Raw genomic sequence first — 26363 nt, forward strand, 5'->3', positions numbered from 1 at the left:
AGTCGTGGCCCCAAGCTATCACTCGACCGGAACGCGCCTCTCCGCAACGCTTCGGCTCCGTTGGCGGCCACCAGGACCGCATTCCGCTCACTTCTCCGGCTGGTAGCGATAGCGGAACGTGCAGCACTCTGCCCCCGCCATGATCGTCTGTTTGCGCTCCAGCTTGATGTTGGGATCGTAGCCCTGGCAGAAGGTGCCGTCGCGATTGCACGACATCAGGTGGCCGATCCCGGCGAGCCCCATCTCCCGGTAGGTCTCGGCGTAACGACAGCGCGTGACGTTGAAGTCGTAGACCTCGTCGGTCGCCTCCAGCACCTCGATTTCCAGGGCGCTGTCGGCGGTCCACAGTTCGTACAGCTTGATGAAGCTTGCCATGGACGTCTCGCCGCCGGGTTCCTTTGCCGCGAACGCCTGCCCCTCGGCGATTGCTGCCTTGCGGATCGCACTGTCCAGAATGGCATCCGCCTTTTCCCGGCCGATCGCTTCGACCATTTCCGCGTGAATAGGTCCGATCACCTGCGCCTGCAGGCGCCGCTTCAACAGAACCGGAAGTTCCAGGGGTTTTTCGTCCATGATGATCGCCCTCGCATGCCAAACACCGTACTCGTCGTCGTATCCTACGGATATCGCATCAACGAGCAATCGCCATGTATCGCACGATCGTACGCTCCACCCGGCGTACTCAGCGTGTGAGGATGCGCAAGGCTCGTGACAGACTGCGCGGTATCCTTGTCGGACGGACTGGAACCGCCTATATTGCCACGAGCAAACGCGCCCATCGTCTAGCGGTTAGGACATCGCCCTCTCACGGCGGCAACACGGGTTCGAGTCCCGTTGGGCGTACCAGCATCTCGGATCATCGGCCAAACCGGCGTACCAACCTGAGTCGGTATCGCCGGCTGGCCATGATGCCGCGAAGGGCCACCTGCGCAGGTCCTGCTCATGCCCTTGGGCCTTCACCCAAGATGCGACCGCACCCCGGCAGCATGGACTTTCTACGACCGTTTCTCAGCTCATGGAAACTGTTTCAGGTAGGCGATGACATTCGCAGTATCGTCTTTGTTTTTGAGGCCGGGGAACGCCATTTTGTTTCCCTTGATCATTGCCTTCGGATCGGTGAGATACTCCGCAAGCTTGGCGTCATCCCACTTCAGCCCATTCTTGCCGGCTTCGATCATCGGTGCAGAATACTTGAAGCCGGCGTGGGTGCCGGCAGTTCGTCCGACGACACCCTTGAGTGAAGGACCGACCTTATTCTTGTCGTCCGCGACGTTGTGACAGACCTTGCATTTGGCAAAAACCTTTTCCCCGGCAGCAGCATCCTGCGCCTTGGATTGCCCCGCTGATAATGTTGCCAGGGAAATCGCTGCGACAACTATAACCATTCGCATTTGCTTTACCTCCTTGCAGTGATGCCTAGGATCACCTGACCTTCCGGTCACAGATTGTGGCTATTGGGCGGGGCCAGCACTGGCAGGCCCGTGGTGCATGATGGCATCATTCTCCGGACCGTCGACAATGAGATAGCCGACGAGGCCCCGCTCCACACGGGAAATCGCGTGATCCACCAACGTAAACGTACCACCCCGATCAATCTTGAAATCGACCACCGCCGAGCCGCCCGGCGGGACCGTCACCGTTTGAACATTCGTAAGCGGTGGTGATGTGATGCTGCCGAAGATGTAGACCTGATCGAATATCTCGCCAATGACGTGGAAGGATGACGTGAAGTTCGGGCCGCCGACACCGAAATAGATTCGCACCGTCTCCCCGATGTTCGCATAGAGTGGATGGGCCTTGGTCAACGCTCCGACGGCACCGTTGAAGAGGAAATATTCCGGTCGCTCCGAGGTGAGCTTGTCATAGTCCATTTCCTGCTCGCCCTGCGTTCCGAAACTCTCAACCGTGTATAGTTCACCTTGCATGACATAGAATTCGCGATCGACTTGCGGCAGACCACCCTCCGGCTCGACAAGGATCAGACCATACATGCCGTTGGTGATATGGTGGGCGACGCTTGGCGTCGCGCAATGGTAGACGAAGACGCCCGGCTTCAGCGCTTTGAAGGTTACCATCGTCTCGCTGCCCGGGTCTGTCTGGGTGGCATGGGCGCCACCACCGGGCCCAGTCGCGGCATGGAAATCGACCGAGTGGACCATGAGGCTGTCGGCCGCATTCTTGAGCTTGACCTCGACGGTATCGCCGACCCGCACCCGCAGAAACGGCCCCGGCACCTTGCCGTTGAAGGTCCAGTAGACATAGCTGGTGCCATCGTCGAGCCGTCCCTTCAGCTCGATTGTCTCGAGTTCAACCTTGACGACCTGCGGAGTACGCTGCCCGATCGGCGCGGGCAGATCACCCGGATCGCGCACGATGTCGGCGCCTTCCGTCGCGGGCGCGGTGCGCTTTCCGGCGATCACCCGGACAAGTCCCTCCATCCCCGCCTCCCGGTGTCCCGGGATCGTGCAGAAGTAGGCAAACTGACCCGGGCTGGTGGCAGTAAAGAAGATCGTCGAAGAGGCATTGCGCCCCACCACCTTCGACGACCTTACATTGTAGTGATCGATAAAGATGTCGTGTTCGGCGCCTTCACCGTTGATCAGGTTGATCTGAACGAGTTCGCCTTCGTACAGGGTGAGTGTCGGATTGACCTGCTTGTCGATCTCCCCACCGACCCCGATGTAGACCATGCGGCCCTCGGCGATACCGGTCCGCAAGGTGAAAATAATGGGATTGTGATAACTGCTGGCCTCAGCCACCGACTGGGCGGGCGCACTTGGGGCCGGAGTGGTTTCCGCCTGGGCGGTCTGGGCGGCGGCGCCGTGATTATGGGTCTGGGCCAGCGCGGCGGTCGGCGCCAGGCACGTGATCCAGAATGCGAAGAGCGTGAATAGACCGACAAAGCCGAAGTGGAGGCGCAAAACGCGGCAAGAGGGAGTCGACCTCAAAATGCCGCCGCTTGACACAGCAAACATCGTTGTAGTCCCCGTTTGGTCGGTACCCCGCCCACCAGTCTTGATGGTACACCCGCCTGACACCCTGTGCCAGCATTAAGAGTATTAGGAGTGGTCGCGTTGGCGACAGGACCTGGTTCGTGGACGATGTGACGGCACGCTGCGCCTGGGGCGCGTCTGCACTGCGCCCTGTTCGGCAGTGAACCTAAAACGCCTCTGCAGCGTCGATCACGCGAAACTGTACGCGCCGGGTTCCCTGCCATTGGTCGGCTGAGACCGAACCCGCCACGTGGAGCGACTGGCCGCGCCGTTGCAGGCAGAACGCGCCAAGCGGCGTATCGGCAGCCCGGAAGGCCATGCCGTCGATCCGGCTGCGGTCCGGGCCTTCCAGCGTCAGTTTCAGATGGTTGACCCCGACCTGCCGAACGTCGGCGAGCCGGTGCGCTGCAAGCGCAAAAATCGGCTGCGGATGCCCCGAGCCGTAGGGGCCGGCCTGCTCGAGCTTGTCGGTCAGCGCCAGCGTGGCGCCGGAGGCGGACAGCGCCCCGTCGATCTTCAACACACGTGTCGCCGTCAGGTCCCTGACCGTCTTTTCCGCCCGCTCCTCGAAGAAGCTGCGCAGGCGGCCGAGATTGGCGCGCTCGACGGTCAGGCCCGCCGCCATGCCGTGCCCGCCACCCTTGACGAGAATGCCCTCGTCCACCGCCGCGCGCACCATCCGGCCGAGGTCGAAGCCGTGGATCGAGCGTCCCGACCCCGTGCCCTTGCCGGACGGGTCGAAGGCGATGGCAAAGGCCGGGCGATGAAAGCGGTCCTTCAGCCGCGAGGCCAGCAGGCCGACGACGCCGGGGTGCCAGCCCTCGCGCGCGGTGACGATCACGGCGGCATTCTCGCCGGTGCCGTACTCCGCAATCGCCTCGGCTTCCGCTTCCGCCAGCATCGCGACTTCCAGCGCCTGCCGCTCGCGGTTCAGGCCGTCCAGTTGCGCCGCGATCGCCTCGGCCTGCGTGGAATCCTCAAGCGTCAGGAGACGACTGCCGAGCGCGGCATCACCGATGCGTCCGCCGGCGTTGATGCGCGGGCCGACCAGAAAGCCGAGATGATAGGGCGTCACCGGTCCGCCGATGCCCGCCTGTTTCAATAGCGCCGCCAGGCCCGGATTGCCGAGATGGCGCGCCGCCACCAGCCCCTTGACCACATAGGCGCGGTTCAGGCCCTTCAGCGGCACCACGTCGCAGACGGTGGCGAGCGCCACAAGGTCGAGCATGGAGAGGAGATCGAGTGTTCCGGCGCGCGGATCGCGGCCCCGCAAGAGCCGCTGCAGCGCCACCAGCACGAGAAAGACGACACCGGCGGCACACAGATGTCCCTGCCCGGAAAGATCGTCCTCGCGGTTCGGGTTGACGAGTGCGGTGCAGGCCGGCAGGTCCTGGCCGACCTGGTGGTGATCGAGCACGACGACGTCGATGCCGCGTTCCCTGGCATGCGCCAGCGAATCGAAGCTGGTCGAGCCGCAGTCGACGGTGACGATCAGCCTGGCGCCACGCTCGATCAGCGTGTTCATCGCCTGCGGATTGGGACCGTAACCCTCAAAAATCCGGTCGGGAATGTAGATCTCGGCATCCGCGCCGAAATGGCTGAGGAAGCGATAGAGGATCGCCGAGGCACAGGCGCCGTCCACGTCGTAGTCGCCGAAGATGGCGACCCGCTCGCGCTTGGCGATCGCCGCAGCGATCCGCTCGGCCGCCGCCTCGCAATCGGTCATCTGGTAGGGATCGGGCATGAGGCGGCGCAAGGTCGGATCGAGGAACTCGAGCGCCTCGTCAAATCCGACGCCGCGACCGGCCAGGACGCGTGCGATCAGGTCGACGATGCCGTGGGTCTGGCTCATCGCCAGCGCCCGGTTCTCGCCCGCCTGGTCCAGCCGCGCGACCCATCGCTGCCCGGCGGCCGACCGCTCGACGCCGAGGAAGGCACGGTGAACGGGGTCAACCTCCTGGTTCATCGATATCCTCGCCGATAGCCGTCGTTCCTCTGGGGTGATGGGTGAAGGGGGACGGAACGCCCCCCGGTAGAATTCAGGCCGACTTCGGCCGCTCGATGCGGATCACCTGCGGCTCGCCGGCAAGGTATCCTTCCTTGCTGATCGACGCCACCGCGCGGCGTACGGCGTCCTCCATCGTCGCATGGGTGACGAGAATGATCGTCTTCGGCTCGGCGGCCTCCGTGAAATGCTTGGAATGCTGCACGATCGATTCCAGCGAGATGCTGTTCTCTGCCATATGCCCGGCGATGTTGGCGAACACCCCTGCCCGGTCCTCGACCGTCATGCGGATGAAGTAGCCGCCGTGGTGCTTGCGGATTTGCGCACGCTTGTAGGGCTCCAGAGTTGCCGCTGGCCGGCCGAAGGCTGGCACGCGCTGGGCTCCGGGTCGGCTCTTGGCGATGTCGGCGATGTCGCCGAGCACCGCAGACGCGGTCGCATTGCCCCCGGCGCCGGGGCCGACCATCAGCAATTCGCCGAGAATGTCGGATTCGATCGCGACCGCGTTGGTGACGCCGTCGACCTGCGCAATTTCCGATTCGATCGGCACCATGGTCGGATGAACGCGCTGCTCGATACCGGTGTCGGTCTTCTGCGCGACGCCGAGCAGTTTGATGCGGTAGCCCAGATCGGCGGCGGCGCGAATGTCCTCGATCGAGATGTTGCTGATGCCTTCCAGGTAGATGTCGTCGGCGGCAATCCTGTTGCCGAAGGCCAGCGTCGCCAGGATCGACAGCTTGTGCGCCGTGTCGTTGCCTTCGATGTCGAAGGCCGGGTCGGCTTCGGCATAGCCGAGCCGCTGCGCTTCCTTCAGGCATTCGGCGAAGCTCAGCCCCTCCTTCTCCATCTTCGTCAGGATGTAGTTGCAGGTGCCGTTCATGATGCCGTAGACGCGCGACACCGTGTTGCCGGTCAGAGATTCGCGCAGCGCCTTGATCACCGGAATACCGCCGGCGACCGCTGCTTCATAGTTGAGCAGGCTGCCCCGCTCCTCGGCAATCGTCGCCAGTTCGACGCCATGTGCAGCGAGTAGCGCCTTGTTCGCGGTTACGACATGGACACCGCGCGCCAGTGCGGTCTTGACGGCCGAGTAGGCCGGATCGCCGGCGCCGCCCATCAGTTCCACGAACACGTCGATCTGCGGATTGTCCGCAAGTGCGACCGGATCGTCGAACCAGGCGACATGCGAAAGATCGACGCCGCGGTCGCGGCTCTTGTCACGCGCGCAAACGGCAACAATCTCGATCGGCCGCCCGCAGGTCGTCGTCAGCATCTCCCGGCGTTCGAGAAGAATGCGTGCGAGCGAGGCCCCAACGGTCCCCAAGCCCGCTATGCCGATCTTAAGGGCATCAGCCATGATCAAAGTCCTATCGATTTGTGATTGTGCCCACCGGCGGACGCCGGCGGGCGAAAGGGATTAACGACGAGCATTGAGCGAGACGACGTTGTGCATCGTCTCGTCGGCAGAAGACAGGAAGCGCTTGATGTTGCGCGCCGCCTGGCGGATCCGGTGTTCGTTCTCGACAAGCGCGAGGCGAACATACTCATCGCCCTGCTCGCCAAAACCGATGCCGGGAGCGACAGCCACATCCGCCTTCTCAACCAACAGCTTGGAAAACTCCAGCGAGCCGAGATGGCGGAATTTTTCGGGAATTTTCGCCCAGGCGAACATTGTCGCCGCCGGCGGCGGCACTTCGAAGCCTGCCTTGCCGAAGGTATCCACCATCACGTCGCGGCGGCGCTTGTAGACGTTGCGCACTTCCGCGATGTCCGAGCCGTCGCCGTTCAGCGCGTGAGTCGCTGCCACCTGGATCGGCGTGAAGGCGCCGTAGTCGAGGTAGGATTTCACCCGCGTCAGCGCGGCGATCAGCCGCTCGTTGCCGACCGCAAAGCCCATGCGCCAGCCGGGCATGGAGAAGGTCTTTGACATCGAGGTGAATTCAACGGTGATGTCGATGGCGCCGGGCACTTCCAACACGGACGGCGGCGGCGTGTCGTCGAAGTAGATTTCCGAATAGGCGAGATCCGACAGCACGATGATGTCGTGCTTCTTCGCGAAGGCGATGACGTCCTTGTAGAAGTCGAGCGTCGCGACCTGCGCCGTCGGGTTCGACGGATAGTTCAGGATCAGCGCCAGCGGCTTCGGAATCGAATGGCGAACGGCGCGCTCGAGCGGCCCGAAGAAACTCTCATCCGGCTCGACCGTGATGGAGCGGATCACCCCGCCTGCCATCAGGAAGCCGAAGGCATGGATCGGATAGGTCGGGTTCGGGCAGAGCACGACGTCGCCGGGTGCGGTGATCGCTTGCGCCATGTTGGCGAAGCCTTCCTTCGAGCCCAGCGTCGCCACGACCTGGGTCTCCGGATTGAGCTTCACGCCGAAGCGGCGCGCGTAATAGGCAGCCTGGGCGCGGCGGAGGCCCGGGATGCCCTTGGAGGAGGAGTAACGGTGCGTGCGCGGGTCCTGGACCACCTCGCACAACTTGTCGACGATCGCCTGCGGCGTCGGCAGGTCCGGGTTGCCCATGCCGAGGTCGATGATGTCGGCCCCGCCCGCTCGCGCGCTTGCTTTCAAACGATTGACCTGTTCGAAAACATATGGCGGCAGGCGCCGGACCTTGTGAAATTCTTCCATCTTCGACCCCGTTGGGCGCGGCCCCGGAAGCGTCCTGCATTCGTGGCGCCTGGATCTCCGCGCAAATCAAGATATCCGGTTAGGCGGAAAAATGTCCGATTTCATGACATTCGGCTTCCGCCGACCGGAGGCCACTTGGACCGCCAATGGATTTGCGGCCATTCGCGGTCAAAGGCAAGCGCTAATTCTCGATGTCCTTGAGCGTGTCCGCACCATGGTTTGCGGCCAGCGACCGCAGTTCCAGCATCTCCCTGTTGTAATCCGCTTCCGAGATCGTCCCGGCGCGCTGTTGCGAGACAAGACCGCTCATGCGGGCACTGATCGAGGCCGCTTCCTCGTTGCTCATCTGGGCCGTCGCGGCATGGACCGGGGCGGTGATGTCGGGAAAGGCGGAAGACCGATCCGCCCCGACATTTACCCCGGATGCCACCTGCGGCGAGGTTGCCGCGCATCCGCAGAGAACCGCCACGCCACCGAGCACGATCGCCGCGCCAAACTGCCTGATATCAAATGCCATTCTGTCCTGCCCCGCAGAGTAACTTCGGCCCGTCGCATCGCCGGTCCGGCGCCCGCCGCTGAACGCGGCTACGGCAAAAGCTGTATGGCCCTTGTAATCTTTTTCCGGCAGGATGTAAAAACGGAAGTAACAAGAAAATCCGGAGGAAACGGGTTGAGCCAGGACCGACACGGCGACACGCGCGAGGCCACCGGATTTGCCGGTTTCGATCCCAAATCGGTCGAGCCCTACGTCGTGAAAAACCCCGAGGCGCTGGCGGTCAACCTGGCCCGCACGCTCGAACACCTCGGCAAGGCCGCATCCGCCTGGCTCGTCCCGCGCGAGCGAGGCGAAAAGGTCGACACGGTCGCCGAGCCGGTCGTCGACATGGTCAAGACGCTGTCGAAGGTTTCCGAGTACTGGCTCGCCGACCCGCGCCGCACGCTGGAAGCCCAGACCCTCCTGCTCGGCAGCTATTTCGGCATCTGGTCGAAAACCCTGCAGAAGCTTGGCGGCGAACCGGTCGAAGAGAGCGACGACAAGCACGGCAAGGACAAGCGATTCGCCGACGAGGACTGGGTGAAGAATCCCTTCTTCGACTTCCTGCGGCAGGCCTATTTCGTCACCTCCGACTGGGCCGACAAAATGGTCACGGAAGCCGAGGGGCTCGACGAGCATACCCGCCACAAGGCCGCCTTCTACGTCAAGCAGATCACCAGCGCGGTATCACCCACGAATTTCGTCACGACCAACCCGCAGCTTTACCGCGAGACCGTCGCGAGCAACGGCGAGAATCTCGTGCGCGGCATGCGCATGCTTGCCGAGGACATCGCCGCCGGAAAGGGCGACCTGAAGCTGCGGCAGACCGATACGAGCAAATTTGCCGTCGGCGAGAACCTGGCCATGTCCCCCGGCAAGGTGATCGCGCAAAGCGATGTCTGCCAGGTGATCCAGTATGACGCGACGACCGAGGAGGTGCTGAAACGTCCTCTCCTGATCTGCCCGCCCTGGATCAACAAGTTCTACGTCCTGGACCTCAATCCGCAGAAGTCCTTCATCAAGTGGGCTGTCGGCCAGGGGCACACCGTGTTCGTGATCTCCTGGGTCAATCCCGACGAACGCCACGCCCGCAAGGACTGGGAGGCCTATGCCCGGGAAGGGATCGGCTTCGCGCTCGACACGATCAAGCAGGCCTGCGGCGAAGACGAGGTCAACGCCATCGGCTATTGCGTCGGCGGCACGCTGCTGGCCGCCACCCTCGCCCTGCATGCGCGGGAGGGCGACAAGCGAATCCGCTCCGCCACGCTCTTCACCACCCAGGTGGATTTCACCCATGCCGGCGACCTGAAGGTGTTCGCCGACGAGGACCAGATCGCTTCCCTCGAGCAGGGCATGCAGACGGTGGGCTATCTCGAGGGCTCGAAGATGGCCACCGCCTTCAACATGCTGCGCGCCTCCGAACTGATCTGGCCCTATTTCGTCAACAACTACCTGAAGGGCCAGGAGCCGATGCCCTTTGACCTTCTCTACTGGAATTCAGATTCCACTCGAATGCCAGCCGCCAACCATTCATTTTACTTGCGCAATTGTTATTTGAATAACAGTCTCAGCCGTGGCGAGATGGTGCTGGCGGGCGAGAAAATCTCGCTCAAGGACGTCAAGATCCCGATCTACAATCTCGCCACGAAGGAAGACCACATCGCGCCCGCCAAGTCGGTATTCATCGGCAGCGGCGCCTTCGGCGGCAAGGTTACCTACGTGCTGTCCGGCTCCGGCCATATCGCCGGCGTCGTCAATCCGCCGGACAAGACCAAGTACCAGTTCTGGACCGGCGGCCCGCCGCGGGGCGACTACGACGATTGGGTGAGGAAGGCAAAAGAGCATCCGGGTTCCTGGTGGCCACACTGGCACGTCTGGGCCGAGGCGCAGGACAACCGCAAGGTTCCTGCCCGCAAGACCGGAGGACCGCTGAACTCGATCGAGGAAGCGCCCGGTTCTTATGTACGGGTACGGTCTTGAGCCAGGCGAAGGCCCTGCGAACAGGGACGCCACACGCACGTTTCAGCCGTCCGTTGGCATCGCCAGCCGTCTCACCCTATATCGCGCCTGCCTCACAGTTCGCGAACATCTCGACCGACACGTTCTGATCCATGCTTTTCGACCCGCCCCTGGTGCCCGCCACCCTCATCCGGCGCTACAAGCGCTTCCTGTTCGATGCGACACTTTCCGACGGGACGCCCATCACCGGCTCGTGCCCGAACACCGGGTCCATGCTCGGATTGACGGCCCCGGGCTCCAGGATATGGCTGTCCGAGCACGACGGTCCGCGCAAATATCGCCACCGGTTCGAACTCATCGAGGTCGACGGCACGATCGTCGGCGTCAACACCGGCCTGCCGAACCGCCTGGCCGAACAAGCGATCCGTGCCGGGATGATCAGCGATCTCGCGAGCTACCCGATAATCGAGCGCGAACGCAAATATGGCCGCAATTCGCGCATAGACCTGCTGTTGTCCGGCAACGGCCGGCCATCCGCCTATGTCGAGGTCAAGAACGTGCATTTCTGCCGGGAGCCCGGCATCGCGGAGTTTCCAGACACCGCGACAGTGCGCGGCGTGAAGCATTTGGATGAACTGGGCACTGTCGCGGAAGCCGGCTATCGTGCCATCATGCTCTACCTCGTGCAGCGCGGTGACTGCGACCGGTTGCGCGTGTGCCGCGACCTGGACCCGGTCTATGCGGCCGCCTTCGATCGAGCGCAAGGACGGGGTGTGGAAGCCTACGCGGTGAAATGCACCGTCTCGGCGCGCGAAATTCGACCCGACGCATTGATCCGCATGGACGAAACCGCCATAGCTGCACTATGAAAATTTGACCGAAGATCGAAAGTCCGACGATGGTAACCTATATCGAAGCCTCCTCCGCACCGATGAAGAACACGGGCGTGATCCGGCTTTACGGCAGCGATGCCTTTGAAGGCATGCGCAAGGCCAGCCAACTTACGGCGCGCGCGCTCGACGAAATCTATCCGCTGGTGCAGCCCGGTGTTGCGACCGACGTGCTCGACCGATTCGTGTTCGAGTTCGGCATGGACAACGGTGCCATTCCGGCGACGCTGAACTATCGCGGCTACACCAAATCCTGCTGCACCTCGATCAACCATGTCGTCTGCCACGGCATTCCCAATGACAAGCCGCTGCGCGAAGGCGATATCGTCAATATCGACGTCACGTACATTCTCGACGGCTGGCACGGCGATTCCAGCCGCATGTATCCGGTCGGCCAGATCAAGCGCGCCGCCGAGCGACTGCTGGAAGTGACGCACGAGTGCCTGATGCTCGGCGTCGCCGCGGTGAAGCCCGGCATGCGCACCGGCGCCATCGGCGAAGCGATCCAGAAGTATGCGGAAGCCGAACGCTGCTCGGTGGTGCGCGATTTCTGCGGCCACGGTCTCGGCCGGCTGTTCCACGACGCGCCGAACATTCTGCACTACGGCAGCGCCAACGAAGGCCCGGAGTTGAAGGAAGGCATGATCTTCACGATCGAGCCGATGATCAATCTCGGCCGGCCGCACGTGAAGGTGCTTTCGGACGGCTGGACGGCCGTCACGCGCGACCGCTCGCTGTCTGCGCAATACGAGCATGCCGTTGGCGTCACGGCCGATGGCTGCGAAATCTTTACGCTCTCGCCCGGCGGCCTGGACCGTCCCGGCCTTCCCGGATAGGACCCAATGGCCAAACGCCCTGCACCGACTGGCGAAAAAACGGCTGCCGACGAGGCGAGCCGGACGTTGGCGGGGCACGGCGGAACGCTGTTCGGCGATGGGGACGAACGCGGTCACTTCGGCGAACGCCTGACCGCAACGGCGGAGATCAAAAGCCGGGCGATCACGTCCAGGGATGGCGACGATGCCCACTACCACGGCCATCGCGAGCGGCTGCGCAGCCGGTTCCGCGACCATGGCGAGGCCGCGCTGGCCGACTATGAAATCCTCGAACTCCTGCTCTTTCGCCTCATTCCGCGCCGAGACACCAAGCCGGTCGCCAAGGCTCTTCTCGACCGCTTCGGCACGCTTGCCGGCGTGTTCGGCGCGCCTCCGGCCCTGCTGCAGGAGGTCAAGGGTATCGGCGAGGCCGTGGCGCTGGACCTGAAGCTGATCGCGGCCGTTTCGCAGCGCATGCTCAAGAGCGAGTTGCGCAACAAGCAGGTGCTCGGCTCCTGGTCGTCGGTCATCAACTATTGCCACGCCGCCATGGCGCATGAAGACCGCGAGCAGTTCCGCCTGCTCTTCCTCGACAAGCGCAACGTCCTGATCGCCGACGAGGTGCAGGGCCGCGGTACCGTCGACCACACGCCCGTCTATCCCCGCGAAGTGGTCAAGCGGGCGCTGGAACTGTCTGCGACGGCCATCATCCTCGTCCACAACCACCCGTCCGGCGACCCGACGCCTTCCCGCGCCGATATCGAGATGACCCGGACCATCATCGAAACCGCCAAGCCGCTTGGCATTACCGTCCACGATCACATCATCATCGGCCGCGATGGCCATGCCAGCCTCAAGGGCCTGCGGCTGATCTAGATTCGCCAACTGGTTCGATGACTTTGCTGACCCAATACATCAAGGGCGCAAAGCACCCTCAAAGCCATCTCGCCCGCCGGAAGAGCCGGTAGAGGACGGCGCAGATCGTCAGGATCGCCGCGAGCACGACGAAATAGCCGTAACGGAAACTCAGCTCCGGCATGTCGTGAAAGTTCATGCCGTAGATGCCGGCGATCGCAGTCGGAACGGCCAGGATCGCGGCCCACGAGGCAAGCTTGCGAGCGATGATCGTCTGCTCCGCCTGTCCGATCATCAGGCTCGCCTCGAAGGTGAAAGCAAGCACCTCCCGCAATGAATCGATGTCCTCCTGAACGCGGCGCACATGGTCTGTGACGTCGCGGAAAAGATTGTGGAGGGCATCGTCCATACCGGGCAGGTCGAGATGCTCATGTCGCCGGCATACGTCCACCAGCGGCACCACCGCATTGCGCAGGCGCAGCAGATTGCGACGCAGCAGATAGAGGCGCTCGATGTCCGCCTTGCCCAGTTGCTCGTGCAGCACGCGTTCCTCCAGCACCTCGATCTCGGCGTGGATGGCCTCGATCACCGGCATGTAGTTGTCGACGATGAAATCCAGGATCGAGTAGAGGACATAGTTTTCGCCGTGTGCCAGCGCCGCCGGCGACGCCTCGCAGCGCTGCCGGACGAGGTTGTAGGAAGACGAGGCGCCGTGGCGGACGGAAACGACATAACCCCGGCCGACGAAGAGATGGGTTTCGCCGAAGACGATCTCATCGTTCATCATGTGCGCCGTCCGGGCCACGACGAACATCGCATCGCCGTAGATTTCCAGCTTCGGCCGCTGATGCGCGTGCCGCGCATCCTCGATCGCAAGTTCATGGAGATCGAAGGCGTCCTGCACCTGCAACAGCAATTCGTCGTCCGGCTCGTGGAGACCGATCCAGATGACCGCCTCCTCCCGCTCGCGCCACGCCGCCGCCTCCTCGACGGCGATGTCGGCAATCCGGATTCCGCCCCTGTAGACGGCGGCGGCCACCACCCCCTGTCGCGGTTGCCCCGGCCGGCGCTCTCCGCCAGCCGGCTCGGCTTCACTCGTCGACACGCCGGGAACACCCTTGAGGTCCTGCAACGCCATAGCAAAACCCTCCGTCACATCACCACCATTATAGCATGGCGCAATCCCGCTAAATAATGACAGTGAAACGCGCGCGCGAAGGCTTTGTTAAGCGCTAGCAACGACGTTATAGCTCCTCGCGGCAAGTTTGCCGCACCGCAACAGACTCAGCGTTTCCGGAAGTGCTCGCATGCAACAATTTGATCTCGTCGTCGTCGGCAGTGGTCCAGCGGGGCGCAGGGGGGCGATTCAAGCGGCCAAGCTCGGCCACAAGGTGCTCGTCATCGAACAGGGAAAGCGCGTCGGCGGCGTCTCCGTGCACACCGGCACGATTCCGTCGAAGACGCTGCGCGAGACGGCGCTGAACCTGACCGGCTGGCGTGAGCGTGGCTTCTATGGCCGATCCTATCGGGTCAAGGAGGAGATCAGTGCGGACGACCTACGGCGCCGCCTGATCATCACGCTCGACCACGAGGTCGATGTGCTGGAGCACCAGTTCGCTCGAAATCGAGTCCAGCACATCCGCGGAAAGGCAAGCTTTCTTTCGCCCGATACGCTCCAGGTGGTCAAGGACGACGGCGAGATCCTGCATGTCAGCGGCACGAGCATCCTGCTCGCCGTCGGCACCAAACCCTATCGCCCAGCCAACATCCCCTTCGACGGCAAGACGATCCTCGACAGCGACGAACTGCTCGACATCGAGGAACTGCCGCGCTCGCTCGCGGTGATCGGCGCCGGCGTCATCGGCATCGAATACGCGACGATCTTCAGCGCGCTCGACGCCAAGGTTACCGTAATCGATCCGAAACCGACGATCCTGGATTTCATCGACCGCGAGATCGTCGAGGACTTCACCTATCAGCTGCGCGACCGCGGCATGAAGCTGATGCTCGGCGCCAAGGCGGAAAAGGTCGCCAAGCTCGACAACGGCAATTGTTCGATCACGCTGGACAATGGCCGCGTTGTGATTTGCGACATGGTCCTCTACGCCGCCGGCCGCATGGGCGCGACCGACACGTTGAACCTTGGCGCCGCCGGCCTCGAAGCCGATGAACGCGGACGCATGCGGGTCAATCCGGAGACCTTCCAGACGACCGTGCCGCACATCTACGCCGCCGGCGACGTGGTCGGTTTCCCGAGCCTCGCCTCGACCTCGATGGAACAGGGGCGCATCGCCGCCCGGGTCGCCGTCGGCGCCATCGCCAAGGAGCCGCAAAAATACTTCCCCTACGGGATTTATGCCGTTCCGGAGATCTCGACCTGCGGCCTGACTGAGGAAGAGGTGAAGGAGCGCGGCATCCCCTACGAATGCGGCATCGCCCGTTTCCGCGAGACCTCGCGCGGCCATATCATGGGGCTCGACTCCGGCCTGCTGAAGATGATCTTCTCGATGAAGACGCGGCGCCTTCTCGGTGTCCATATCGTCGGCGAAGGCGCCACCGAACTGGTGCACATCGGCCAGGCGGTGCTGAACCTGAAGGGCACCGTCGAATACTTCGTCGAAAACACCTTCAACTATCCGACCCTCGCCGAGGCCTACAAGATCGCCGGTCTGGACGCATGGAACCGCATGGGCGAAAGCCGCAACGCAGCGTCAAGGTGAACGTCATATCCCGGGTTTGAGCCCGCCTGAAGTTATCCTTGGCTGTAGCCTTGCGGGTATTTCGGCGCGCCGTCGTCGATCTCGTAGTAGTCGCCCTTGTCGGCGCAAAAGATGTGACAGGCAATCTTGAAGCCGGTCGGCTTGTCGAAGGCACCCGCCATGATGGAGGTGTAGCCGGCCCCGTCGCCCTTCCAGAACAGCGCCGAGCCGCAGGTCTTGCAGAAACCGCGGCTGGCGGTATCGCTCGCCCGGTACCAGCCGACGTTGTCGGCGCCGTCGAGCTCGAGTTCTTCATTCCTGACATTGGTTGCCGCATAGAAATGGCCGGTCTGCCGGCGACATTGGCTGCAGTGGCAGGCAATCACTTCGCGCAATTGCCCGGCCGTGCGGAAGCGCACCGTTCCGCAGAGGCAATGGCCCGTATGGATCTCGCTCATGTCTCCCCCTTTGTCACGGCGCAGCCCCGGCATCAAAAAACCGGGCCAGCTTCGCCAGCTGGCCCGGTTGTGTCAATTTCAGAAAATTCACCTGTGTTTTCAACGCCGCTGATGCACGGCGCCAAAACGTGAACGAATGGCGATCAGGCGTTCACAACCATGCGTTTTTCATCGCGGCCGCCCTTCATGCGCTCTGCCAGCAGGAACGCAAGTTCAAGCGCCTGATCGGCATTGAGGCGCGGATCGCAATGGGTGTGGTAGCGATCTGCGAGATCGTCGCCGGACAGTGCCCGGGCGCCGCCGGTGCACTCGGTGACGTCCTTGCCGGTCATCTCGACATGGATGCCGCCCGGATGCGTGCCTTCCGAGCGATGGATCTGGAAGAAGCTCTCCACTTCCGACAGAACGCGTTCGAAGGGACGCGTCTTGTAATTGTTGAGCGTGATCGTGTTGCCGTGCATCGGATCGCACGACCAGACGACCTTCTTGCCCTCGCGCTCGACGGCGCGGATCAGCCGCGGCAGGTTCTCCGCGACCTTGTCGTGACCGAACCGGCAGATCAGGGTCAGGCGGCCGGCTTCGTTTGCCGGGTTCAGGATGTCGATCAGTTCCAGCAGGCCATCCGCTGTCAGCGATGGGCCGCACTTCAGACCGATCGGGTTCTTGATGCCGCGGCAGTACTCGATATGGGCATGGTCGGGCTGGCGGGTCCGGTCGCCGATCCAGATCATGTGGCCGGACGTGGCGTACCAGTCGCCCGAGGTCGAGTCGACGCGCGTGAGCGCCTGCTCATAGCCGAGCAGCAGCGCCTCGTGGCTCGTGAAGAAGTCGGTTTCGCGCAGGCTCGAATTGTTTTCGGCCGAAATCCCGATCGCCTTCATGAAATCCATGGTCTCGGAGATGCGATGCGCAAGTTTGCGGTAGCGCTCGCCCTGGGGGCTGTCCTTGACGAAGCCGAGCATCCACTGGTGAACGTTCTCGAGGTTGGCGTAGCCGCCCATGGCAAAGGCGCGCAGCAGGTTCAGCGTCGCCGCCGACTGGCGGTAGGCCATGATCTGGCGCTCGGGATTGGGCACCCGCGCCTCTTCGGTGAACTCGATGCCGTTGATTATGTCGCCGCGGTAGGACGGCAGCGTCACCTCGCCCTGCTTTTCGACGTTCGACGAACGCGGCTTGGCAAACTGGCCGGCGATGCGACCGACCTTGACGACAGGCAGCTGGGCGCCGAAGGTCAGCACCACCGCCATCTGCAGGAAGGCGCGGAAGAAGTCACGAATGGTGTCGGCGCCATGCTCGGCGAAGCTCTCGGCACAGTCTCCGCCCTGCAGCAGGAAGCCCTTGCCTTCAGCCACATTGCCCAGCGCGCTCGTCAACCGTCGGGCTTCGCCGGCAAAGACGAGCGGCGGAAACGTGGCGAGTTGCTCCTCTGTCGCGACCAATGCCGCGGCGTCCGGATAGTCCGGCACCTGCTGGATCGGTTTTTGCCGCCAGCTGTTCGGGGTCCAATTCTGTGCCATTTAACTCACCTGTTTCACAGCGCCGACAACATGGTCGGCGGCCCGTTTCCGTTGGGATGCGGGCTTATAAACCGTAAAGCCCCGCTTGCATAGCCGAACACCGCCTCAGTCGCGCTTGCCGTTCCGGATCCGGTAGCTCGGCTGGTACATCGTCACCAGCTCCTCTGCGGCGGTCGGATGCACCGCCATCGTGCGGTCGAAGTCGTCCTTGGTGCATCCGGCTTTCAGCGAAATGCCGAGCAATTGCGCCATCTCACCCGCGTCGTGACCGAGCACATGCACGCCGACGACCTTACGGTCAGCGGCATTGACGAGGATCTTCATGATCATGCGTTCCTGCCGGCCCGAGAGCGTCGCCTTCATCGGCCGAAACTCGGCGCGATAGACCTCGATCTCGGAAAACGCCTTGGCCGCAGCCTCCTCGCTCATGCCGACCGTCCCGATCTCCGGCTGCGAGAAAACGGCCGTCGGAATCAGATCGTGATCCGGTGAAGTCGGTCGCCCGCGGAACTCCGTTTCGATGAAGCACATCGCCTCGTGGATCGCGACCGGCGTCAGTTGCACCCGGTCGGTGACGTCGCCGATCGCGAAGATGCCGGGCACGTTGGTACGCGAATACTCGTCCACGGCGATCGCGCCCCTGGCATCGGTCTTCACGCCGGCGATCTCGAGCCCGAGGTCGGTGGTGTTCGGTACGCGACCGAGCGCCAGCATCACCTGGTCGACAATAAGTGTCTCGCCCTTCAGCGTCCGGACGCGGCGGGCGCCGCCGGGCGCCTCGGCCACCTCCTCGATGATGTCCTCGCAAAGGATGCGGATACCCTTGTCGACCATCGCCTTGTGCAGGCCCTGCCGCATGTCCTGGTCGAAACGCGAGAGGATTTCCTTGCCGCGATAGATCAGCGTCGTCTCAACGCCCAGTCCATGGAAGATGTTGGCGAACTCGACAGCGATGTAACCGCCGCCGGCGATCAGGATCGATCTCGGCAGCTTCGGCAGGTCGAAGGCGTCGTTTGACGTGATGCAGAGCTCGCGTCCCGGCAGATCCTTATGCGGTGACGGATGACCGCCGGTGGCGATCAGAATGCGCTCGGCCGTCACCAACTGGTCCGTCGCGGTCAGTCGGATCGTGTTCGGTCCGACCAGAACGGCACGGGTGTTCAGGATCTCGGCGCCGGCATTGTCGAGCCCCTTGCGGTATAGCCCCTCGAGCCGGGTGATCTCCTGTTCCTTGGCCACGACCAGTGCGTTCCAGTCAAAGGTCGTCGCGCCGACCGTCCAGCCGAAGCCTGCCGCATCCTCGAAGTGCTCGCGGAACTGGGAGGCGTAGACATAGAGCTTCTTGGGCACGCAGCCGCGGATGACGCAGGTGCCGCCGTAACGAAATTCCTCGGCGATCGCCACCTTCTTGCCCATGGCCGAGGCGAGCCTGGCGCTGCGCACGCCACCGGAGCCGCCGCCGATTACAAAGAGGTCATAGTCGAAGGCTGGCATCGGGGCACTCCATGTCGCGTTTCAAAAGCTATCCGGAACAAGCAACCAAAGGGGCCGTCCAGATAAGGTGATATAGGGGGTGCCACCACAAAAAGAAAAGCCCGGATCGCTCCGGGCTTCATGATGGTCTTGGAAGGCGCCGATCAGTTCTTCGGTGCAGCTTCGCCTTCGGCCTTTTTCTGGGCGCCGATCTCGGCTTCAAGCTTCTTGTCGCTGTTGACGGCCAGGTCGCGCGAAATGCCCGCCGCCCAGATGTCGGCGGCCTTCATTACTTCGCGGGCAGCCAAGGGTCCGGATTGGAGCAGCTTCTTGCCCGCGCTGGAGCTGTAGAAATCAGAGATGGCCTTCAGCTCTTCCACGGAGAACGTCTTGGCGTAGATGTTGGCAACCTCGCGCTCCAGATCGGCGCGGCGCGATGCGAGGGCAAGCGCCTCGTCATCCACGGTTTTGTTGATCAGTTCACCGTAGTTCGGCGAGGACTGGATCAGCGTGCCTTTCAGCTTCTCCGCGATCTGCGGCAGGATGCCGTCGAACTGCGAGGTCGCGTTCAGCGCGTCCATCGCGGCCCGGGCCGCCTTGATCTGGTCTTCGGAAGCGTCCTGCGCCATCACGGAACCCGTGAATGCTGCGGTTGCGATGAGCGTTGCGGCAAGGGTACGGCCGAGGCCGGCAAAGATGGTCATGTGGTCATAGCTCCTGTCTAACTGTCCGCTGTCAGCGTCCGCGCACCTGCCGGCCCGGCAATGATCGCAATCGACGCCATGTTGATGAACAACCCGTGCTCGACGACGCCGGGAATCGCATTCAACGTGATCGCCAGCGCGTCTGCATCAGGAATACGGCCAAAAGATGCATCGAGAATGTAATGCCCGCCATCGGTCATGAAGTTGCCGTCGCCGGAACGGCGAACGTCGATGGCGCCGGAAAGCCCCAGGCGCGAGGCCACGCGCTCGATTGCGATGCGCGTCGACACCATGCCGAAGGGATTGACTTCGATCGGCAACTTGAAGGCGCCGAGCGTGTCCACCACCTTCGTCTCATCGGCGATCACGATCATGCGGCTCGACGCCGCGGCGACGATCTTCTCGCGCAACAGCGCGCCACCGCCGCCCTTGATGAGCCGCAGCCGCCCGTCAACCTCGTCGGCACCGTCAATCGTCAGATCGAGCTCGGGAAGCTCGTCGAGCGATTTCAGCGGCACGCCGAGTTCGAGGCAGAGTCTTGCGGTCCGTTCCGAAGTCGGAACACCGACGACCGAGAGGCCATCCGCCACGCGTTCGGCCAGCAACCGGACGAATTCTTCGGCCGTCGATCCGGTTCCGATCCCGAGCCGCATGCCGTCCTCGACATGGGACAACGCGGCTGCCGCCGCTTTGATCTTCATTTCGCGGGCGTCCATCCGCCTCTCGCTCCTCTAGATTCTATCGCCGCACCCGGCTGGTATTGGCTGTGACACTTACACGCCATGCGGCTCAAGCGAAAGCCAAATTCCGCCGCTGCGCCCGTTTTGGCCACGCTATCGGCTTGGCGCAAACGGGTGATCGCGATTGCAATCGGCGGCCCGGTCGCTTACCTGCAGGCGCACTACTTCCAGCAGAAGGACAGGCCGTGACCGCTCCACTCGTCGTCTTCGATCTAGACGGAACCCTGATCGACACCGCCCCGGATCTCGTTTCCAGCCTCAACCATACGATCGGTACGGCCGGGCTCGAGCCGGTGACCTATGACGACCTGACCTATCTCGTCGGCCACGGCGGACAGGTGATGATCCAGCGCGCCTTTGCACTGCGCGGCCAGGACCTTCGCCAGGATGACCTGCCTGCAATGCTGAAGATCTTCGTGGATCACTACGCCCAGGGCATGCCGGGCGAGTCACGCCCCTACCCCGGCCTGATTTCGGCCCTCGACCGCCTGGAAACGGCCGGCTTCCGACTTGCCGTCTGCACCAACAAGCTGGAGGGGTTGGCAAGACGCCTCATCGAGGGCCTCGGATTGACGAGCCGCTTTGCCGCGATCACCGGTGGCGACACCTTCGCCGTGCGCAAGCCCGAGGCCGCACACCTGCTGGAAACGGTTCGCCTTGCCGGCGGCGCCCCTGCCCGGACCGTCATGATCGGCGACAGCCTCAACGACGTGCTCGTCGCCCGCAATGCCGGCGTACCGTCGATTGGCGTGCCGTTTGGCTACTCGGACGTCGCAATCGCCTCGTTGGAACCCGACCACGTTATCGGCAGCTTCGACGAACTCCTTCCCGACCTTGTCGAATCGCTGATGGCCCGGATGGCTGCCTGAACGCCGCTACGCATCGCTTGCAATGCAAATGGCCCGCTCCGTCACCGGAGCGGGCCATTTCGTATCAGGATTTGCCACCCGTCGCGCCACCAGAGGCGCTCGCCGGATCAGCTTTGCGCCTGCCGCGCCGCGCGGGTCGCTTCCATCGCCTTGCGCATATAGGCGTCACGTCCATAGATGTCGTCGTAGAACTCCACCTTGCCGTCCTTGTTCGGCCAGGCGGTGAAGTAGGAGACGTAGACCGGGATCTTCTGCGGAACGCTCACCGCCTTGTTGCGCCCCTTCTTGATCTGGGCGGCAACGTCGTCGACGGTCGTGCCGAGGACAGCCGCCGCCATCAGACGCGGTTCGGCCAGTCGCACGCAACCATGACTGAGCGCACGCATGTCCTTCTTGAAATAACTCTTCGAAGGCGTGTCGTGCATGTAGATCGCATGGGCGTTCGGGAACAGGATCTTCAGGTCGCCCAACGCATTGTCGTCGCCCGGCGGCTGGCGCACCGCGACGCCCTTTGTCGAGCTCCAATTGATCTGGGTAGACGAGACCGGGCGTCCGTTGACTTCCACCTCATAACCCATCCGATCGAGATAGGACGGGTCGGAGCGCAGCTTCGGCAGCATCTCGTTGATGATGATCGACTGCGGCACGCCCCAGTAGGGATTGAACTCGACCGTCTGGATCTCATCCTGGAAGAAATAGGTCTGGTTCGCCTTCGAACCGATCACGACACGCATGGCAAACTGCTCGTCGTTCTTGTCGTGATAGTAGGCCATGTAGGCCGGCTGGTTGATGAAGACGTAGCGCGAACCGAGCTCCGCCGGCAGCCAGCGAGCCTGCTCCATCGCCACCTGGACCTTGAAGATCTTGTCGGCGACGTTGTCGCCGCCCGTCAGACGTCGGATCGTCGCCTGTCCGACAACGCCGTCCGGCTTCAGCCCGTGATCCTTCTGGAAGGCTTCCACAAGGGCCACCAGTTCCGGCGTGTATTCCGGCGTATCGCGATAGGCGGCGATCGTCGTCGCGTGCTCGGCCTTCAATGATTCCGAGCCGTGCTGCACAATGCCTTTCACGATGTTGGCAAGCTCTGGATTGCTTTCACCCGGCTTCATCACCGTGCCGGCGGCGATTACCACCGGGTCAGCGGCTTCGTTTTCGGCCCGCAGGGCCTTCAACTCTGCCGCCAGGGCCTGGAAGTGGCTGCCGGACGGCGCACGGCTCCGCAGAAAGGCCGCAACGTCGGGGCTCAGCGCGACGTTCTTGAGCGCGGCAGCAAGGTTGACCTCCTTGCGCACGAAGTCGTGGTAGCCGGAAATCCGGTTGGGATTGATGCGTCCGCGGACGGTATCGAGGATATAGGTCGCAACGGCAGCCGAGAGATCGACCTCGAACGCCGCCAGTTCCCGGTATCGCGCGACCATGTCGCTGCTGTCGAAAACGGCGGAGGGGACGTCCACCGCGTAGTCCTGCGCGTCGAGCCCGACGGACTCGGCATCGGTCAGCACCGAGAGCGCCGCACGAGCCCGGTCGCTGATCTGGCTGCCGCTCACCCAGATCAGGCCGGCATTCTGGCTGTAGTAATTTTCGACCGCCTTTCCGCTCTCGGCCGGCGCCAGTGCCGTGACGGAAGCGAACTCGTGCCGGATCTCTCCTTCGGGCGATCGGCGGACTGGCGGCGTCGCGTAGTCGTCGATCGAGCCCGTGACCACCGGATCGGCGAGTTTAAGCATCTCGACCGGCTTCAGCGCCTCGGCCTTGTATGTGTAATAGCTCGGCCCGGTCACGCGCGGCAGTGCGGCCGGTTTTGCCGCTCCCTTGACCATCGGCATCGCCTGAAAGCCGGCCTCCACCATTGGCACCGGGGCCGCCTCCTGCTTCTTGCGCTTGCCGAACAGCAATTGCAGCAGGTTCGGCGCTTCGGCGCGCGCCGGTGCGGCGTCGACCACTACGAAAGCGCAGGTTACCAGGAGCGCAGTGAGCGCCGCGGACTTTCTGAACGTCATATTTGCTTCATTCCCGATGTACCGCCGATTGTGGCGGGGAACTGGTATCTACCCGATCACGCGAGCCCGGAAACTATAGGACCGGATGGTGAATGAAAAGGAAACGCGCCACTCACTTGCACGGTTCCTCAACACCGCCATCGCTGCAGCCAATACGTGCAGACCGCGCCAAAAATTTGAAACGAAACGAAAATTTTTCGGACAAGCATGGAACTGGCGCATTGCGAGCCCCGGGACGAGCTCACGAATCTGTCGACCTGTCACCCCTCTGCAACAGCCGGATGTTTGCGCTTCCGCCGGATCCGAATTGTCCGCGAGCCGAGCTAATCGATTTTAACCTAAAGTCTGCCGGCAGGGCACCGCCTCGCCCCTTTACAACGGCCGGCCTTATGGGCCAGTAAGGCCCGGATTTCGAGCACGGCGAAGGCTTTATTGCCGCGCCGTCCGGCCGCGCCGCCCCCATGCGGTGGCCGTGGCCGCCTTGAGCACGCATGGGCACTAAGCGGGAAGCGATATGACATCTACGCGCACGGAAACCGACACCTTCGGCCCCATCGAGGTGGACAACAGCCGCTACTGGGGCGCGCAGGCCCAGCGCTCGCTCGGCAACTTCAAGATCGGCTGGGAAAAGCAGCCGCTTTCGATCGTGCGCGCGCTCGGCATCGTCAAGCAGGCGGCCGCCCGTGCCAACATGGCACTCAGCGGCCTCGACCCCAAGGTCGGCAACGCCATCGTCGAAGCCGCCCAGGAAGTGATCGACGGCAAGCTCGACGAGCACTTCCCGCTCGTCGTCTGGCAGACCGGCTCCGGCACCCAGTCGAACATGAACGCCAACGAGGTCATCTCCAACCGGGCGATCGAAATGCTCGGCGGCGTCATGGGCTCCAAGAAGCCGGTGCATCCGAACGACCACGTCAACATGAGCCAGTCGTCGAACGACACCTATCCGACGGCCATGCACATCGCCTGCGCCGAACGGATCGTTCGTGACCTGCTGCCGGCGCTCAAGCACCTGCACGCCGCTCTCGAAGCCAAGGTCAAGGCGTTCGACCACATCATCAAGATCGGCCGCACCCACACCCAGGACGCCACCCCGCTCACCCTCGGCCAGGAGTTCTCCGGCTACGCCGCCCAGGTCGCCTCCTCGATCAAGCGCATCGAGCTGACGCTGCCGGGCCTTTGCGAACTCGCCCAGGGCGGCACCGCCGTCGGCACCGGCCTCAATGCCCCGGTCGGCTTTGCCGAAAAGGTCGCCGAAGAGATCGCCAAGATCACCGGCATCGACTTCAAGACGGCGCCGAACAAGTTCGAGGCGCTGGCCGCCCACGATTCGATGGTGTTCTCGCATGGCGCGATCAATGCGGCCGCGGCCGCCCTCTTCAAGATCGCCAACGATATCCGCCTCCTCGGCTCCGGTCCCCGCTCCGGTCTCGGTGAACTGTCGCTGCCGGAAAACGAGCCCGGCTCGTCGATCATGCCCGGCAAGGTCAACCCGACCCAGTGCGAGGCGCTGACCCAGGTCTGCGTCCAGGTCTTCGGCAACCACACCTCGCTCACCTTCGCCGGCAGCCAGGGCCACTTCGAGCTGAACGTCTACAATCCGCTGATGGCCTATAACTTCCTCCAGTCGGTCCAGCTTCTTGCCGATGCCGTAATCTCGTTCACCGACAACTGCGTCGTCGGCATCGAGGCGCGCGAGGACAACATCAAGGCCGCCCTCGAACGGTCGCTGATGCTGGTGACCGCATTGGCACCGAAGATCGGCTACGACAACGCCGCCAAGATCGCCAAGACCGCACACAAGAACGGCACGACACTGCGCGAAGAGGCCGTCGGCGGCGGCTACGTGACGAACGAGGAGTTCGACGAGGTGGTGCGGCCGGAAAAGATGATCATGCCGGGCTGACCCAACCCGAAAATACGCACACGCGATGGCCCCGCAGCACACACCTGCGGGGCCATTTTTCTTGGCAAAGCACATTTGCACGCACAGGAACGTTAATCCTTCCCAAATCTTTTCTCCCTAATTTGATATATCCGCTGCAGGAACCATCACAGGAGCCGCCAATGAACACGCCCGTAGGGCAGAAGGTCCAGGTGCCGGATATCGCGGCGCAGGTGACCTATGCGATGCGCATCATGGGGGTGGCGCCGATCCCGCGGAACTATGAACTCTTCTACGAGGCTTACATCGGCTCGAGCCCGCAGCTCACGCGCGAAATCGCGGCGCTGGGCAACAGGGCTTCGCAGGAAGAACTCGACGCGATCGGAGCGAAGTACTTCAGCCACCATCACCGAGCCGAGGCGATCGACGGCGCACATGACAAGATGGTGTCCCAGCTCGAAGGTCTCCTGCATCTACTCACCCAGGAACAGAGTTCGCTTGAGAGCTACAATCGGTTGCTCGACGAAACCTATAGCCGGATCACCAACAAGAACTCCGCCAGCGTGGAGATCATCAAAAGCGCGATCACCGTGCTTTCGGCTGCGACCGGCGACACGATTTCCCAAGGCAAGGAGCGCGTCGAAAACGTGGTCCAGAAGTCGCGGGAAATGGATGTCGTTCGCCGCGAACTGGACGAGTACAAGCGGATCGCCAACACCGATTCCCTGACGCAGCTTTCCAACCGACGCGCCTTCGACGACAAGCTTGCGGCGATTTACAACAATATGATGCTGCACAACGTCACCGCCCTCGTCCTTGCAGACATCGACCACTTCAAGAAGGTCAACGACACCTACGGACACCCGGTCGGCGACAAGATCCTCGCCTCCGTCGGCAGCATCATCCGGGCAAGCGTGCGCAAGGACATCTTCATCGCCCGCACCGGCGGCGAGGAATTCGCCATGATCATCGAGGGCAACAATCAGGACGAGGTGATACTGATCGCCGAGCGCGTTCGCATGGCGCTCGAGCACACTCCCTTCAAGCACTCCAAGACCGGCGTGAACTACGGACCGATAACGATCTCGCTGGGCGTCTGCATGGCCAGCGACGCCGAAGGACCGGCGGAACTCTACAGCAAGGCCGACACGGCGCTCTATTGCGCGAAGAACAACGGCCGCAATCGCGTGATGGCGTTCGAGGACGGGATGAAGAAGGAATTTGCCAAGAGCTGGCTGATCTACCGGAAGTAGATCATCGACCAACCCTTCATCCTACCATCAAAATGTTCCAGTCGCGCGGCAGCGTCGCGGGGCATTGAACATCGCTTC

At 62.9% G+C, this 26363-nt stretch carries 22 protein-coding genes and 1 tRNA gene; 9 read left to right on the forward strand and 14 right to left on the reverse strand.

From position 1 onward, the window contains the following. Positions 1-87 precede the first annotated feature (87 nt). Positions 88-573 (reverse strand): L-2-amino-thiazoline-4-carboxylic acid hydrolase, encoded by a 486-nt coding sequence (locus AC1DDS_RS17540; protein WP_477480058.1) that lies wholly within the window; start codon positions 571-573, stop codon positions 88-90. 198 nt (positions 574-771) lie between these two features. Between AC1DDS_RS17540 and AC1DDS_RS17545 the strand changes: the two genes are divergently transcribed. Continuing rightward, positions 772-846, forward strand: a tRNA-Glu gene (locus tag AC1DDS_RS17545). Positions 847-1013: 167 nt separating this feature from the next. Here AC1DDS_RS17545 and AC1DDS_RS17550 read toward each other — a convergent pair. From AC1DDS_RS17550 to AC1DDS_RS17575, 6 genes are all read right to left on the reverse strand, one after another. Continuing rightward, a complete protein-coding gene (locus AC1DDS_RS17550) occupies positions 1014-1385 on the reverse strand; it encodes a c-type cytochrome (RefSeq protein WP_477480170.1) in 372 nt (123 codons plus the stop codon). Between the two features lie 66 nt (positions 1386-1451). Then, complete coding sequence (gene nirK, locus AC1DDS_RS17555; RefSeq protein WP_477480059.1) at positions 1452-2975, reverse strand: copper-containing nitrite reductase; 1524 nt, start codon at positions 2973-2975, stop codon at positions 1452-1454. A gap of 184 nt (positions 2976-3159) precedes the next feature. Then, complete coding sequence (recJ, locus tag AC1DDS_RS17560) at positions 3160-4959, reverse strand: single-stranded-DNA-specific exonuclease RecJ (RefSeq protein ID WP_477480060.1); 1800 nt, start codon at positions 4957-4959, stop codon at positions 3160-3162. A gap of 73 nt (positions 4960-5032) precedes the next feature. Further along, entirely contained in the window at positions 5033-6355 is a 1323-nt protein-coding gene (locus AC1DDS_RS17565) for a homoserine dehydrogenase (RefSeq protein ID WP_477480061.1), read from the reverse strand. Positions 6356-6415: 60 nt separating this feature from the next. Continuing rightward, positions 6416-7633, reverse strand: coding sequence for an LL-diaminopimelate aminotransferase (locus AC1DDS_RS17570; protein WP_477480062.1), 1218 nt, complete (start codon positions 7631-7633; stop codon positions 6416-6418). A 181-nt stretch (positions 7634-7814) separates the two neighbouring features. Beyond that, positions 7815-8150: an SHOCT domain-containing protein gene (locus tag AC1DDS_RS17575; protein WP_477480063.1), complete on the reverse strand. Its 336-nt coding sequence runs from the start codon at positions 8148-8150 to the stop codon at positions 7815-7817. A gap of 84 nt (positions 8151-8234) precedes the next feature. Here AC1DDS_RS17575 and phaC point away from each other — a divergent pair, with 84 nt between their 5' ends. The 4 genes from phaC to radC all read left to right on the forward strand — a co-directional run bounded on the left by phaC (position 8235) and on the right by radC (position 12708). Continuing rightward, on the forward strand, positions 8235-10148 hold the full coding sequence (gene phaC / locus AC1DDS_RS17580; protein ID WP_477480064.1) for a poly(3-hydroxyalkanoate) polymerase subunit PhaC: 1914 nt from the start codon (positions 8235-8237) through the stop codon (positions 10146-10148). Positions 10149-10279: 131 nt separating this feature from the next. Next, positions 10280-10996: a DNA/RNA nuclease SfsA gene (gene sfsA / locus AC1DDS_RS17585; RefSeq protein WP_477480065.1), complete on the forward strand. Its 717-nt coding sequence runs from the start codon at positions 10280-10282 to the stop codon at positions 10994-10996. 29 nt (positions 10997-11025) lie between these two features. Next, a complete protein-coding gene (map, locus tag AC1DDS_RS17590) occupies positions 11026-11853 on the forward strand; it encodes a type I methionyl aminopeptidase (RefSeq protein WP_477480066.1) in 828 nt (275 codons plus the stop codon). Positions 11854-11859: 6 nt separating this feature from the next. Further along, the gene (gene radC / locus AC1DDS_RS17595; protein ID WP_477480067.1) at positions 11860-12708 is read left to right on the forward strand and encodes a RadC family protein; all 849 of its coding nucleotides are present in this window, start codon (positions 11860-11862) and stop codon (positions 12706-12708) included. Positions 12709-12766: 58 nt separating this feature from the next. Here the strand turns inward: radC and AC1DDS_RS17600 are convergent, their stop codons facing one another. Beyond that, positions 12767-13825 (reverse strand): magnesium and cobalt transport protein CorA, encoded by a 1059-nt coding sequence (locus AC1DDS_RS17600; RefSeq protein ID WP_477480068.1) that lies wholly within the window; start codon positions 13823-13825, stop codon positions 12767-12769. A gap of 169 nt (positions 13826-13994) precedes the next feature. Between AC1DDS_RS17600 and sthA the strand changes: the two genes are divergently transcribed. Further along, entirely contained in the window at positions 13995-15407 is a 1413-nt protein-coding gene (gene sthA, locus AC1DDS_RS17605; protein ID WP_477480069.1) for a Si-specific NAD(P)(+) transhydrogenase, read from the forward strand. 32 nt (positions 15408-15439) lie between these two features. On the opposite strand, the gene AC1DDS_RS17610 is transcribed toward sthA, so the two are convergent. The 5 genes from AC1DDS_RS17610 to rpiA form a co-directional block, all read right to left on the reverse strand. Then, the gene (locus AC1DDS_RS17610; RefSeq protein WP_477480070.1) at positions 15440-15844 is read right to left on the reverse strand and encodes a GFA family protein; all 405 of its coding nucleotides are present in this window, start codon (positions 15842-15844) and stop codon (positions 15440-15442) included. Positions 15845-15987: 143 nt separating this feature from the next. Next, positions 15988-17361, reverse strand: coding sequence for a class II 3-deoxy-7-phosphoheptulonate synthase (locus tag AC1DDS_RS17615; protein WP_477480071.1), 1374 nt, complete (start codon positions 17359-17361; stop codon positions 15988-15990). Positions 17362-17466: 105 nt separating this feature from the next. Further along, positions 17467-18855: a glutathione-disulfide reductase gene (gene gor, locus AC1DDS_RS17620; protein WP_477480072.1), complete on the reverse strand. Its 1389-nt coding sequence runs from the start codon at positions 18853-18855 to the stop codon at positions 17467-17469. Positions 18856-18998: 143 nt separating this feature from the next. Next, positions 18999-19538 carry a DUF2059 domain-containing protein gene (locus AC1DDS_RS17625; protein ID WP_310421059.1) on the reverse strand — a complete coding sequence of 180 codons (540 nt, stop codon included), beginning with the start codon at positions 19536-19538 and terminating at the stop codon, positions 18999-19001. A gap of 17 nt (positions 19539-19555) precedes the next feature. Next, on the reverse strand, positions 19556-20254 hold the full coding sequence (rpiA, locus tag AC1DDS_RS17630; RefSeq protein ID WP_477480073.1) for a ribose-5-phosphate isomerase RpiA: 699 nt from the start codon (positions 20252-20254) through the stop codon (positions 19556-19558). A 209-nt stretch (positions 20255-20463) separates the two neighbouring features. Here rpiA and AC1DDS_RS17635 point away from each other — a divergent pair, with 209 nt between their 5' ends. Next, entirely contained in the window at positions 20464-21147 is a 684-nt protein-coding gene (locus AC1DDS_RS17635; RefSeq protein ID WP_477480074.1) for an HAD family hydrolase, read from the forward strand. A gap of 107 nt (positions 21148-21254) precedes the next feature. Here AC1DDS_RS17635 and AC1DDS_RS17640 read toward each other — a convergent pair whose 3' ends face one another. Continuing rightward, the gene (locus AC1DDS_RS17640) at positions 21255-23147 is read right to left on the reverse strand and encodes a L,D-transpeptidase family protein (RefSeq protein ID WP_477480075.1); all 1893 of its coding nucleotides are present in this window, start codon (positions 23145-23147) and stop codon (positions 21255-21257) included. Between the two features lie 514 nt (positions 23148-23661). Here AC1DDS_RS17640 and fumC point away from each other — a divergent pair. Both fumC and AC1DDS_RS17650 read left to right on the forward strand, forming a co-directional pair. Beyond that, entirely contained in the window at positions 23662-25053 is a 1392-nt protein-coding gene (gene fumC, locus AC1DDS_RS17645; RefSeq protein ID WP_477480076.1) for a class II fumarate hydratase, read from the forward strand. Between the two features lie 161 nt (positions 25054-25214). Continuing rightward, positions 25215-26285: a GGDEF domain-containing protein gene (locus AC1DDS_RS17650; protein WP_310421068.1), complete on the forward strand. Its 1071-nt coding sequence runs from the start codon at positions 25215-25217 to the stop codon at positions 26283-26285. The last annotated feature ends 78 nt before the right edge of the window (positions 26286-26363 follow it).

Source organism: Mycoplana sp. 10N416 (assembly GCF_056394765.1).

Excerpts from the sequence above, each read along its gene's own strand:
- AC1DDS_RS17540 (WP_477480058.1), bottom strand. The coding sequence starts at position 573 with ATGGACGAAAAACCCCTGGAACTTCCGGTTCTGTTGAAGCGGCGCCTG.
- AC1DDS_RS17550 (WP_477480170.1), bottom strand. The coding sequence starts at position 1,385 with ATGGTTATAGTTGTCGCAGCGATTTCCCTGGCAACATTATCAGCGGGG.
- nirK (WP_477480059.1), bottom strand. The coding sequence starts at position 2,975 with ATGTTTGCTGTGTCAAGCGGCGGCATTTTGAGGTCGACTCCCTCTTGC.
- recJ (WP_477480060.1), bottom strand. The coding sequence starts at position 4,959 with ATGAACCAGGAGGTTGACCCCGTTCACCGTGCCTTCCTCGGCGTCGAG.
- AC1DDS_RS17565 (WP_477480061.1), bottom strand. The coding sequence starts at position 6,355 with ATGGCTGATGCCCTTAAGATCGGCATAGCGGGCTTGGGGACCGTTGGG.
- AC1DDS_RS17570 (WP_477480062.1), bottom strand. The coding sequence starts at position 7,633 with ATGGAAGAATTTCACAAGGTCCGGCGCCTGCCGCCATATGTTTTCGAA.
- AC1DDS_RS17575 (WP_477480063.1), bottom strand. The coding sequence starts at position 8,150 with ATGGCATTTGATATCAGGCAGTTTGGCGCGGCGATCGTGCTCGGTGGC.
- phaC (WP_477480064.1), top strand. The coding sequence starts at position 8,235 with ATGGCCCTTGTAATCTTTTTCCGGCAGGATGTAAAAACGGAAGTAACA.
- sfsA (WP_477480065.1), top strand. The coding sequence starts at position 10,280 with ATGCTTTTCGACCCGCCCCTGGTGCCCGCCACCCTCATCCGGCGCTAC.
- map (WP_477480066.1), top strand. The coding sequence starts at position 11,026 with ATGGTAACCTATATCGAAGCCTCCTCCGCACCGATGAAGAACACGGGC.
- radC (WP_477480067.1), top strand. The coding sequence starts at position 11,860 with ATGGCCAAACGCCCTGCACCGACTGGCGAAAAAACGGCTGCCGACGAG.
- AC1DDS_RS17600 (WP_477480068.1), bottom strand. The coding sequence starts at position 13,825 with ATGGCGTTGCAGGACCTCAAGGGTGTTCCCGGCGTGTCGACGAGTGAA.
- sthA (WP_477480069.1), top strand. The coding sequence starts at position 13,995 with ATGCAACAATTTGATCTCGTCGTCGTCGGCAGTGGTCCAGCGGGGCGC.
- AC1DDS_RS17610 (WP_477480070.1), bottom strand. The coding sequence starts at position 15,844 with ATGAGCGAGATCCATACGGGCCATTGCCTCTGCGGAACGGTGCGCTTC.
- AC1DDS_RS17615 (WP_477480071.1), bottom strand. The coding sequence starts at position 17,361 with ATGGCACAGAATTGGACCCCGAACAGCTGGCGGCAAAAACCGATCCAG.
- gor (WP_477480072.1), bottom strand. The coding sequence starts at position 18,855 with ATGCCAGCCTTCGACTATGACCTCTTTGTAATCGGCGGCGGCTCCGGT.
- AC1DDS_RS17625 (WP_310421059.1), bottom strand. The coding sequence starts at position 19,538 with ATGACCATCTTTGCCGGCCTCGGCCGTACCCTTGCCGCAACGCTCATC.
- rpiA (WP_477480073.1), bottom strand. The coding sequence starts at position 20,254 with ATGGACGCCCGCGAAATGAAGATCAAAGCGGCGGCAGCCGCGTTGTCC.
- AC1DDS_RS17640 (WP_477480075.1), bottom strand. The coding sequence starts at position 23,147 with ATGACGTTCAGAAAGTCCGCGGCGCTCACTGCGCTCCTGGTAACCTGC.
- fumC (WP_477480076.1), top strand. The coding sequence starts at position 23,662 with ATGACATCTACGCGCACGGAAACCGACACCTTCGGCCCCATCGAGGTG.
- AC1DDS_RS17650 (WP_310421068.1), top strand. The coding sequence starts at position 25,215 with ATGAACACGCCCGTAGGGCAGAAGGTCCAGGTGCCGGATATCGCGGCG.